Source organism: Winogradskyella marincola (genome assembly GCF_029624125.1).
GTDB lineage: Bacteria > Bacteroidota > Bacteroidia > Flavobacteriales > Flavobacteriaceae > Winogradskyella > Winogradskyella marincola.
The window spans coordinates 1-11123 of record NZ_JARSBN010000008.1; the positions used below are offsets into that span (position 1 = coordinate 1).

10 protein-coding genes are annotated in these 11123 nt (G+C 33.1%); 9 read left to right on the top strand and 1 reads right to left on the bottom strand.

Going from position 1 to position 11123, the window contains the following annotated elements; all coding sequences use genetic code 11:
- The coding region (locus P7122_RS13265; protein ID WP_347402822.1) for a helix-turn-helix domain-containing protein at positions 1 to 2403 on the top strand (2403 nt) is incomplete at its 5' end.
- Between the two features lie 52 nt (positions 2404 to 2455).
- Here P7122_RS13265 and P7122_RS13270 read toward each other — a convergent pair.
- Positions 2456 to 3598, bottom strand: coding sequence for an acyl-CoA dehydrogenase (locus P7122_RS13270; protein ID WP_278006290.1), 1143 nt, complete (start codon positions 3596 to 3598; stop codon positions 2456 to 2458).
- A 91-nt stretch (positions 3599 to 3689) separates the two neighbouring features.
- Here P7122_RS13270 and P7122_RS13275 point away from each other — a divergent pair, with 91 nt between their 5' ends.
- From P7122_RS13275 to P7122_RS13310, 8 genes are all read left to right on the top strand, one after another.
- On the top strand, positions 3690 to 4757 hold the full coding sequence (locus tag P7122_RS13275; protein ID WP_278006291.1) for an anhydro-N-acetylmuramic acid kinase: 1068 nt from the start codon (positions 3690 to 3692) through the stop codon (positions 4755 to 4757).
- Positions 4758 to 4830: 73 nt separating this feature from the next.
- Positions 4831 to 6057, top strand: a complete 1227-nt coding sequence (locus tag P7122_RS13280; RefSeq protein WP_278006448.1) for a Glu/Leu/Phe/Val dehydrogenase dimerization domain-containing protein — start codon at positions 4831 to 4833, stop codon at positions 6055 to 6057.
- A gap of 16 nt (positions 6058 to 6073) precedes the next feature.
- Positions 6074 to 7465, top strand: a complete 1392-nt coding sequence (gene nhaD / locus P7122_RS13285) for a sodium:proton antiporter NhaD (protein WP_278006292.1) — start codon at positions 6074 to 6076, stop codon at positions 7463 to 7465.
- A gap of 64 nt (positions 7466 to 7529) precedes the next feature.
- The gene (locus P7122_RS13290) at positions 7530 to 8234 is read left to right on the top strand and encodes a MotA/TolQ/ExbB proton channel family protein (protein WP_278006293.1); all 705 of its coding nucleotides are present in this window, start codon (positions 7530 to 7532) and stop codon (positions 8232 to 8234) included.
- 2 nt (positions 8235 to 8236) lie between these two features.
- Positions 8237 to 8629, top strand: a complete 393-nt coding sequence (locus tag P7122_RS13295) for an ExbD/TolR family protein (protein WP_278006294.1) — start codon at positions 8237 to 8239, stop codon at positions 8627 to 8629.
- Positions 8630 to 8677: 48 nt separating this feature from the next.
- Complete coding sequence (locus P7122_RS13300) at positions 8678 to 9559, top strand: energy transducer TonB (protein WP_278006295.1); 882 nt, start codon at positions 8678 to 8680, stop codon at positions 9557 to 9559.
- Between the two features lie 7 nt (positions 9560 to 9566).
- Positions 9567 to 10784, top strand: a complete 1218-nt coding sequence (locus tag P7122_RS13305; RefSeq protein ID WP_278006296.1) for a bifunctional folylpolyglutamate synthase/dihydrofolate synthase — start codon at positions 9567 to 9569, stop codon at positions 10782 to 10784.
- Between the two features lie 43 nt (positions 10785 to 10827).
- Positions 10828 to 11121, top strand: coding sequence for a hypothetical protein (locus P7122_RS13310; protein WP_278006297.1), 294 nt, complete (start codon positions 10828 to 10830; stop codon positions 11119 to 11121).
- Positions 11122 to 11123 lie beyond the last annotated feature (2 nt).

Here is an 11123-nt window from a genome sequence, read left to right on the forward strand (position 1 = left end):
GCTCATAAATTTGTTGAAATTACCAATAGAAATATTTTCCTTACTGGTAAAGCTGGTACCGGAAAAACTACTTTTTTACATAAGTTAAAAGAGAATTCTAGCAAGAGAATAATAGTCGTTGCGCCAACAGGTGTTGCTGCTATAAATGCCAAAGGTGTCACTATTCACTCTTTTTTCCAATTACCTTTTGGGCCTATTATCCCTGAATTAAATGCTTCTAGTGATTTTAATAGGAAATTCAGTAGAACTAAAATAGATATTATTAAGTCTCTAGATTTATTAGTTATCGATGAGATTAGTATGGTTCGAGCTGACTTATTAGATGGAATAGATAAAACGCTTCGTAAGTATAGAGATAGAGATAAAGTCTTTGGTGGCGTACAAGTGTTAATGATTGGAGATCTTCAACAGTTATCACCTGTTGTAAATGACAACGATTGGGAATTATTAAAGAACTATTATAAAAACGTATTCTTTTTTAGTAGTAATAGTTATAAGAAAAGCAATCCAATAGTTGTTGAACTCAAGCATATTTATAGACAGGACAATCCTGTGTTTATAAATATTTTAAATGAGATACGAAACAATATATTAAGTGCTGAGTCAGCAGAATATTTAAACAAACGCTATTTGCCAAATTTTAACCCTAAAGAGGATGAAGGCTATATTTCGTTAACCACACACAATTCGAAAGCAATAAGCATTAATAACAGAGCTTTAGAGAATATAAAAGGCGAGATGAGAGTGTACAATGCTAAAGTCGATGGTAAATATACAGAGCATTCTTTTCCTAATAAAGAAGAATTAAAATTAAAAGTTGGAGCGCAAGTGATGTTTATTAAGAATGACTCTTCTCCAGAAAAACGATATTATAATGGTAAAATAGGTAAAGTTATCTTGTTAGATAAAGATGAAGTCGTGGTTAAATGCCCAGAAGATGAATATAATATTATAACAACCTTTGAAACATGGGAAAATATAAAGTACAATATTGATGAAAATACAAATTCTATAAAGGAAGAAAAGATTGGTAGTTATTCTCAAATACCATTGCGTTTAGCTTGGTCTATAACTATTCATAAAAGTCAAGGTTTAACGTTTGAAAAAGCCATTATTGATGCTGAAGATGCTTTTGCACATGGACAAACATATGTAGCTTTAAGTAGATGCAAATCTTTAGAAGGCTTAGTTCTTAAGAGTAAAATATTACCAAGTCAAATTATAACCGATACAAATGTTTTATCCTTTAGCGAACAGGCAGAAGCTAATCCGCCTAATGAAAAAGTGCTTTTTGAATCTCAGCGATTGTATCAACTTGAGTTAATCTCCGAAATTTTTGACTTCTATGAATTTCTATTTCCTATAAATAGAATCTTAGATGTTTATTATAAAAATAGAACAAGTATTGAAGGTGATATTGAAAAGAAGTTTATAAGCGTCAAAGAGACCATAACAAATCTTCTAAAAATAAGTAACAGTTTTAATGTGCAATTAGAATCGTTAACTCAAAAAAATGAACTTCCTGAACAAATAACTCAGATACAAGAACGATTTACGAAAGGACTATTGTATTTTTTAGAAGCAACAAAATCTAATATTCAAAATCCTTTTAAATCTTTAGTTTTTTCTACCGACAATAAAGCCATTGAAAAAGATATTACAAAACAACTGGATGCTCTGGAAGAACTCATTGTAAAAAAGCTTCTATATTTTGAAGGATTAAAAGACGGCTTTAATACAACCTCTTTTTTAAAGCTTAGATCTGAGGCGGTTTTCTTAGCAAAGAAACACCCCAAAAAACAACGTAAAGCAATTATTGAAGGTACTAAAAATGTAAAGTTATTTGAATTATTAAAGGCTTTACGTCACCATATCGCTATGCGCGAAGATGTTGCCCATTTTCAGGTTTTTACTCAAAAATCGTTATATGCTATGTGCGAGTTGTTACCCACAACATCAGCTGAACTTAAAGCTGTACATGGAATGGGTAAAACAAGAGTTGAAAAATATGGTGCTGAAATCTTAGAAATAATTTCAGAATACATTAATGACAATGATATAGAAATCACAAATACATTACCAATAACGCAACAAAAGCCAAAGCGTCAAAAAGGAGATTCTCAAAAAGAATCTTTAGAGCTTTTTAAGCAAGGAAAAACAATTGAAGAAATTGCAAATATTCGAGAACTAAATGAAAATACCATATTCGGACATCTCGCAAGCTTCATTCCTTCAGGTAAAATTAAAATGACCGAGTTAATCTCAGAAGATCATTACTCAGAATTAAAGTTAGCAATTCCTAAACAAAATTTTGAGAACCTATCAGATTTAAAACACCAATTAGATGATAAATTTTCTTATGCAGAGATAAGATTAGTGTTAGATGAACTATCTAGTAATTAAAAAAGGCTTCAAAATAAATTGAAGCCTTTTTTTAATGATTGTTATAGATTTATTAATCTCTAAGAACACCTCTAGAAATTACAATTTTCTGAATTTCTGAAGTCCCTTCGTAGATCTGTGTAATTTTAGCATCACGCATTAATCGTTCTACATGGTATTCTTTTACAAAACCATTTCCACCATGTATTTGTACTGCTTCTACACTTTGCTCCATTGCAACTTTACTAGCATATAGCTTAGCCATGGCACTAGACATATCGTAATTATTACCTTGGTCTTTATCCCAAGCAGCTTTCATTACAAGCATACGAGCTGCTTCAACTTCAGTAGCCATATCTGCTAATTTAAAAGCAATAGCTTGGTGGTTAGAAATTTCTGTACCAAAAGCTTTACGCTCTTTACTATATTTTAAAGCAAGTTCATAAGCACCAGAAGCAATACCTAATGCTTGAGCAGCAATACCAATACGTCCACCAGATAGAGTCTTCATGGCAAACTTAAATCCAAAGCCATCTTCTCCAATTCTGTTTTCTTTTGGCACTTTTACATCATTAAATTGTAATGTATGTGTGTCACTTCCTCTAATTCCTAGTTTGTCTTCTTTTGGTCCAATATCAAAACCAGGAGTTCCTTTTTCAACAATAAAAGCATTGATACCTCTATGTCCTTTTTCTTTGTCAGTTTGGGCGATTACAAGATAAACTTCAGCTCTTCCTCCATTAGTAATCCAGTTTTTAGTACCATTAATAACATAATGGTCTCCCATATCTATAGCAGTTGTAGTTTGAGAAGTAGCATCACTACCTGCTTCAGGCTCACTTAAACAAAAAGCACCAATACATTCACCAGCCGCAAGTTTTGTTAAGTATTTTTGTTTTTGTTCTTCAGATCCATAAGCTTCAAGACCGTAACAAACTAAAGAATTATTAACCGAAACCATTACAGAGGCAGAGGCATCTATCTTAGATAGCTCTTCCATAATTAAGACATATGAAATAGCATCCATTCCACTACCACCATACTTAGGGTCTACCATAATTCCCATAAATCCTAATTCGCCCATTTTTCGAACCAATTCGTCCGGAAAAGTTTGTGCGTTGTCTCGTTCTATAACACCAGGAAGTAATTCTGTTTGAGCAAAATCTCTCGCCGCATCACGAATCATTAAATGTTCTTCAGTTAAGCTAAAATCCATAAAGTAAAATAATTATTGATTTGTTAAAAAATTCACGCAAAGATAACTCTTTCTTGCTGTTTTTTCAATAAGTAATATTATTTTTACTAATATGATAAAAGCTGAATATAAAGTTGTAGCCGTAATGTCTGGAACATCTCTGGATGGTATAGATGTTATCTACGCAATTTTTAGATATGATAACGATTGGAGCTTTAAAATAAGCCATGCTGAAACTCTAAAATATTCATCTCAATGGAAAGCTTTACTAAGCAATCTAGTAAACAAATCTCTTGAAGAATTAAAAGAATTAGATATCGCTTATTCTGAGTATTTGGCTAACGCAATACAGAGCTTTATAACCAAGCATAACCTTAGTGAGATAGATTTTGTGGCATCTCACGGACATACAGCACTTCATCAACCAGAAAACAAGCTTACTTACCAAATAGGAAATAGAACAGTTTTAGCAGATAAATTACAACAAAAAGTTATTTGCGATTTTCGATTACAAGATGTTGAGTATGGTGGACAAGGTGCGCCATTAGTACCAATAGGCGATAGGTTACTTTTTTATAACTATGATTATTGTTTAAACCTTGGTGGTTTTGCAAATGTTTCGTTTGAAGAAAATGAAAAGCGAATAGCTTTTGATATTTGTCCGGTTAATATTGTGATTAATCATTATGTTTCAAAAATTGGTTTAGAATATGATGATCGCGGAAAAATAGCATCAAGAGGAAATGTACACGAAGGGTTGTTGAAACAATTAAATCAGCTCGAATTTTATCAGCAATCTGCACCAAAATCATTAGGATTAGAATGGGTGAAACTACATGTCTTTCCCAATATTGATAAATTAGAACTTAAGACCGAAGATATACTAATAACTTTTACAGAACATATTGCTTTACAGATAGCTTCGGTTCTAAAAGGTAAAGGAACAAGCACACTCGTAACAGGAGGAGGAGCATACAATGATTTTTTAATTGAGCAGCTTAGATTAAAAACAAAGTCAGAAATCATAATTCCTAATAACAAGATAATAGAATTTAAAGAGGCTTTAGTATTTGGTTTGTTGGGTGTTCTTAGAGATAGAAATGAAGTTAATTGCCTTAAAAGCGTTACAGGAGCAAAGCAAGATCATTCTTCAGGAAAAATTTTAAATCCTAATTCTTAAAATTAATATTTAATTCACTTTTAAGGGCTTTTAGTTTTTTATATTTGTTACAAATAAAAACTTACTAAAATTGATAAAAGAGCTACTTCAAAAGTACGAAGATAAATCCCCAGAAATAGTGTTCCATTGGAACGATCCAGAAACCGAAGCAGAAGGCTGGACAGTTATAAATTCTTTAAGAGGAGGTGCTGCAGGAGGCGGAACCAGAATGCGTAAAGGCTTAGATATGAACGAGGTTCTGTCTTTAGCTAAAACTATGGAAGTTAAATTTACAGTATCTGGTCCTGCAATTGGTGGTGCAAAATCTGGAATAAACTTTGATCCGCAAGATCCTAGAAAAAAAGGTGTTTTAGAACGTTGGTATGCAGCGGTTTCGCCTTTGTTAAAAAGTTACTACGGAACAGGTGGAGATCTTAATGTAGATGAAATTCACGAAGTTATTCCTATTACAGAAGAAAGTGGTGTTTGGCATCCGCAAGAAGGTGTTTTCGAAGGGCATTTTAAACCAACGCAAGCAGATAAAATTAACAGAATTGGCCAGTTAAGACATGGTGTAATAAAGGTTATCGAAAATTCTGAATATTCTCCAGATGTGTCTAGAAAATATACAGTTGCAGATATGATAACTGGTTATGGAGTGGCAATAGCAGCCAAACATTTTTATGACATAGACGGAAATTCTATAAAAGGAAAACGTGTTGTTGTACAAGGGTTTGGTAATGTTGGTGCAGCTGCGGCATTTTATTTTGCTCAAATGGGCGCTAAAGTTGTTGGTATAATTGATAGAGTTGGTGGATTAATTAGTGAAGAAGGTTTTTCTTTTGAAGAAATCACTAATTTATATCTTAACAAAAACGGTAATACACTTGTAGCTGATAACCTTATTCCATTTGATGAAATCAATCAAAAAATATGGTCTTTAGAGACTGAAATATTTGCACCATGTGCTGCATCTAGATTGGTAACTAAAGAGCAGATTGACCAGATGATTGGTACAGGTTTAGAAGTTATAACCTGTGGCGCTAACGTACCTTTTGCAGACAAAGAAATTTTCTTTGGTCCAATAATGGAGCATACAGATCAAAAAGTTAGCTTAATTCCAGATTTTATTTCTAACTGTGGAATGGCAAGAGTATTCGCTTATTTTATGGAGCGCAAAGTATTAATGACAGACGAAGCAATTTTTAATGATACTTCAGACGTTATTAAAAAAGCACTTAAAGAGGTAAAAGAAAGCAATAAAACAAATGTTGGTATAAGTGAAACCGCATTTGAAATTGCACTAAGACAATTAATATAAAAATATCCCTTAATATATGGAAACCGTAATAATTCTCGTATTTGTATTTGGTTATTTAGCCATTACGTTAGAGCATAATATCAAAATTGATAAACTAATCCCAGCCTTAGTAATGATGGCTATAAGTTGGGCATTAATATCTCTTGGAATTGATGATTTTACACAGTGGTTTGATTCTGCCAAACACAGTCTGATGGAAAATTTTGGTCTCTTAAATCATGAAGATAAAATGCATCTCATGGAAGAGACTTTGCTTCATCATTTAGGCAAAACAGCTGAGATTTTAGTATTCCTTCTAGGTGCTATGACCATAGTTGAAATCATAGATTATTTTGATGGTTTCTCAACGATTAAGTCAGCAGTAAACTTCAACAGTAGAAAGAAACTACTTTGGATGTTCTCAATTTTAGCTTTTATCTTATCAGCTATTATAGATAACCTAACAGCAACAATTGTTTTAATTTCAATCTTACAAAAAATTGTAAAAGACAGAGACGTAAGAATTTGGTTTGCTGGTTTAATTATTATTGCTGCAAATGCAGGTGGTGCATGGTCACCTATCGGAGATGTTACAACAACAATGCTTTGGATAGGAGATAAGGTATCTACAGGTAAATTGTTCTCGTATTTATTTATACCTTCTGTATTATGTATGGCTGTGCCAACATTTATTGCGTCTTTACTTCCGGCATTTAAAGGTACAGTAGAATTGCAAGAAGAGGATGATAAACCAAAGAATAAGTTTAGTTCTACTATGTTATTCTTAGGTTTGGGTGCAATTATATTTGTTCCAATTTTTAAAGTTATAACACATTTACCTCCTTATGTAGGTATGATGTTATCACTAGGTGTCGTTGCTATTTTTGCAGAAGTTTACAGTAACTCAAAATTTGCACTCTCTGCAACAGGAGATGGAGAGCATGAAGCGCATGCAAGTCATAGTCCAGTACATTACTCATTGTCTAAAATTGAATTGCCAAGTATATTATTTTTCTTAGGTATATTAATGGCAGTTGCAGCATTAGAGTCTCTGGGAATTTTATTTGGTTTCGCAGATAATTTACAGACTTCTATGCCAATGTTAGGTACAGAATATCATGGTGAAGGTGTATCAGACTTAGTAGTATTATTACTAGGTGTTGGTTCTGCAGTAATTGATAATGTACCTTTAGTAGCAGCTAGTTTAGGAATGTTTTCTGAGCCGCTTGATAATGAGCTATGGCACTTTATCGCATATTCTGCAGGTACTGGAGGTAGTATGTTAATTATAGGTTCTGCAGCAGGTGTAGTAGCAATGGGTATGGAAAAGATTGACTTTTTCTGGTATTTAAAGAAAATTTCTTGGTTAGCACTTATCGGATTTTTAGCAGGTGCTGCTGCCTTTATGGTAACAAGAGCGGTTTTCTAATATACTTAAGTTAAAAACTTAGCGTTATATTTAACAACAACTTACATAACTTAAAATTTATTATATGATATTACTAAGTAATATTCAAGATGGTACAGAAGCTTTAGCTGATGGAGCCTCAGGCGAACAAGTAGAAAAAACGCTTTCTATTATAGAGCTAATTTCAAGTGGTGGACCTTCAGGAATTGTAATTATCCTTGTGTTGTTTATCCTTCTTATTGCAGCAACATATATTTATTTTGAAAGAATTTTTGCCATCAAAGCAGCTTCAAAAGTAGATTCAAACTTTATGAATCAAATTAAAGACCATGTAAGTAATGGTAAGATAGACTCTGCTCAGATGTTATGCGCGCAGCAAAATTCGCCAGTATCTCGATTAATAGGTAAGGGTATTTCCAGAATTGGTAAGCCGTTAGAAGATATAAATACAGCTATTGAAAACGCAGGTAGATTAGAGATTTATAGCTTAGAAAAGCATGTTAGTATACTAGCAACAATTTCTGGTGTGGCACCTATGATAGGGTTTTTAGGAACTGTAATAGGAATGATTTTATCAATTTTTGAAATTGCCAACTCAGGCGGTTCAATAGATATTAAATCTTTAGCAGATGGATTATATACCGCAATGACAACTACAGTTGGTGGATTAATAGTTGGTATTGTTGCTTATGTAGCGTACAATCACTTGGTAGTAAGAACCAACAAAGTGGTGTACCAAATGGAAGCTAACTCTGTAGAGTTTTTAGATCACTTAAACGAACCAATCTAATTATGAATATTAGAGGAAGAAATAAAGTAACACCAGAATTCAATATGTCGTCTATGACAGATATTGTGTTCTTGTTGTTAATCTTTTTCATGATAGCATCTACATTGGTTTCTGCAGAAGCAATAGATTTATTGTTACCGAGTTCAACAAGCAAAACAACTCAAACTAAAAACTTATCGGTAAGTGTGAACAAAGATCTTCAGTATTTTGTAGATATGAAGCAAGTACCCAAAAGTCAGTTAGAGACAGAAGTGTTATCTAAATTAGGAAATTCAGATTCCAGAACTATAACAATACGTTCAGACGAAAGTGTTGATCTAAAGCATGTTGTTTACATTATGGACATTGCTAATAGAAATAAGATAAAATCTACTTTGGCAGTTAAATCTAATTAGCGGCATCATTTTTGAAAGCCATAATAGAATTGAAAGTACCAGAATAAAGTGAAATATTTAGAGACCATACACCAACGTAATTCGGCTAAAATAACAGCTCTTATAGTGCTGCTTATATTTTTGTTGATGTTTTTTGCAGGTCCTCCGTATTTAGATCCACCAGAAGAATATGGTGTTGCTGTTAATTTTGGAACTACAGATGTTGGTAGTGGTAGCAAGCCACTCAGTCAACCAAGAGAAGCTGTTACAGAAGAAGTTGTTGAAGAATCTCAGCCACAAGAAGCTGAAGTAACACCTACTGAGCCAGCAGAATCTACTCCACAAACAGAAGATGTTTTAACACAAGAAGAAGCTGAAGCGATTGCTATAAAAAAGCAAAAGGAAGCAGAGGCTAAAGCTAAAGCAGAAGCCGAAGCAAAAGCAAAAGCTGAGGCAGAACGAATCGCAAAAGAAAAACGTGAAGCTGAGGAAAAAAAGCGTAGAGAAGAAGAGGCTAAAAAGAAAAGTTTAGATAACCTTATTGGTGGTGTAAAAAACTCAAAAGGTAATGACGATGGAGGTGAAGGAGATGATAACGTAGGAGGAAATAAAGGTCAATTAGATGGTGACCCTTATGCACCTAGTTATTTTGGTGGTTCAGGTCCAGGAAAAGGAGGAGTTGGTTATGGACTTGGTGGTCGAGGAAAACCTTCTCGTCAAATTTACAAGCAAGATTGTAACGAATATGGTTTAGTTGTCGTAAGAATTGAAGTTAACAGACAAGGAAAAGTTGTTAAAGCTACTCCAGGTGAACGAGGGACAACAAACACAGCACCTTGCCTATTAGAGCCAGCAAAAAAAATTGCATTATCTCACAAATGGCCAGCAGACTCTAATGCTCCTGAGACACAAATAGGATTTGTAAGTATTAACTTTGATATCGGTCAATAATTAATCAATGAAATATACTGATACAGTCAATTGGATGTTTCAACAACTGCCAATGTATCAAAACAAGGGTAAGTCTGCGTTTAAAAAAGATTTATCTAATACAATTAAGCTTTCGGTACATCTCAATCATCCAGAACAACAATTTAAATCAATTCATGTTGGTGGTACTAATGGAAAAGGTTCCACAAGCCACATGTTGGCTTCTATACTTCAGGAAGCAGGTTATAAAGTTGGGCTTTATACATCACCTCATTTAAAAGATTTTAGAGAACGAATTAAGATAAATGGACAAGTCGTTTCTAAGCAATTTGTTATTGGCTTTATAAAGCGAAATAAGACTTTTTTAGAGTCTAATAATTTGTCTTTTTTTGAAATGACTGTTGGTATGGCTTTCGATTATTTTGCAAAGCAAAAAGTTGATATCGCCATTATCGAAGTTGGTTTAGGTGGTCGATTAGATTCTACAAATATCATTACTCCAGAGCTTTCTGTAATTACCAATATTGGTTTTGATCATGTACAGTTTTTAGGAGATACACTCGAAAAAATTGCAGGTGAAAAAGCAGGAATTATAAAACAGAATATACCTGTTGTAATTGGCCAAACACAAGATGAAACCAAAAAGGTGTTTTCTTCTAAAGCAAAGTCTACAAATTCCGAAATATATTTTGCAGATCAATTGATTGAAGAAGTTTTAGAAAGTGATTTAAAAGGTTCTTACCAAGAACACAACAAAAAAACGGTTATACAATCTGTTACAGTGCTCAGGCAATTGGGTTACGATATTTCAAATTCAAACTTAAAAAAAGGGTTGCTTAACGTTGTTAAAAATTCTGGATTACAAGGACGTTGGCAAGTTCTACAGCAACAACCTAAAATTGTGTGCGATACAGCTCATAATAAGGAAGGTTTAAGTTATACAATGCAACAATTGCAAGCTGAGTCCTACAATAAGCTACATATTGTCTTTGGAGTGGTAAGCGATAAAGACTTAGACGGAATTATATCATTATTGCCAAAACAAGCTTCATATTACTTTTGTAAACCAAATGTACAGCGTGGACAAGATGAAGAATTGCTGAAGGAGTATTTCCTTAACAAAGGGTTTACAGGTAATTCTTATTCTTCTGTAAATGAAGCACTACATACTGCAAAGCTAAATGCAAATACAGACGATTTAATTTACGTAGGAGGAAGTACTTTTGTGGTAGCAGAGGTTCTTTAGAGTCTAAAAATACGTATATTTCAAAATCAAATTTTTTTAAGTGATGATAGAAATTATCAATCAGATATTTGCTTTAGAATCTAAGTTGCAAAAAAACGGTGTAGATGATTATTCAAGAAATTTTGACCGTATTGCTAATGAGTTTAAAAACTTAAATTACCACGTTATCAATCCAATTGGGAAGTCATACAGAAATGAAATGACAGATGTTGAGGCGAGTATTTCGGGTGATTTAAATAAAAATTCAAAAATCACTAAAGTTTTAAAACCTGTTATTTACGAGATTAATGGTAGCGAAACTAGCTTAGTTCAAAAAGGGATTGTAATTGTAGAATAAGA

What these genes read in the sequence shown, in the direction of transcription:
- P7122_RS13270 (WP_278006290.1), bottom strand. Translation starts at nt 3,598, where the DNA reads ATGGATTTTAGCTTAACTGAAGAACATTTAATGATTCGTGATGCGGCG.
- P7122_RS13305 (WP_278006296.1), top strand. Translation starts at nt 9,567, where the DNA reads ATGAAATATACTGATACAGTCAATTGGATGTTTCAACAACTGCCAATG.
- P7122_RS13295 (WP_278006294.1), top strand. Translation starts at nt 8,237, where the DNA reads ATGAATATTAGAGGAAGAAATAAAGTAACACCAGAATTCAATATGTCG.
- P7122_RS13310 (WP_278006297.1), top strand. Translation starts at nt 10,828, where the DNA reads ATGATAGAAATTATCAATCAGATATTTGCTTTAGAATCTAAGTTGCAA.
- nhaD (WP_278006292.1), top strand. Translation starts at nt 6,074, where the DNA reads ATGGAAACCGTAATAATTCTCGTATTTGTATTTGGTTATTTAGCCATT.
- P7122_RS13290 (WP_278006293.1), top strand. Translation starts at nt 7,530, where the DNA reads ATGATATTACTAAGTAATATTCAAGATGGTACAGAAGCTTTAGCTGAT.
- P7122_RS13275 (WP_278006291.1), top strand. Translation starts at nt 3,690, where the DNA reads ATGATAAAAGCTGAATATAAAGTTGTAGCCGTAATGTCTGGAACATCT.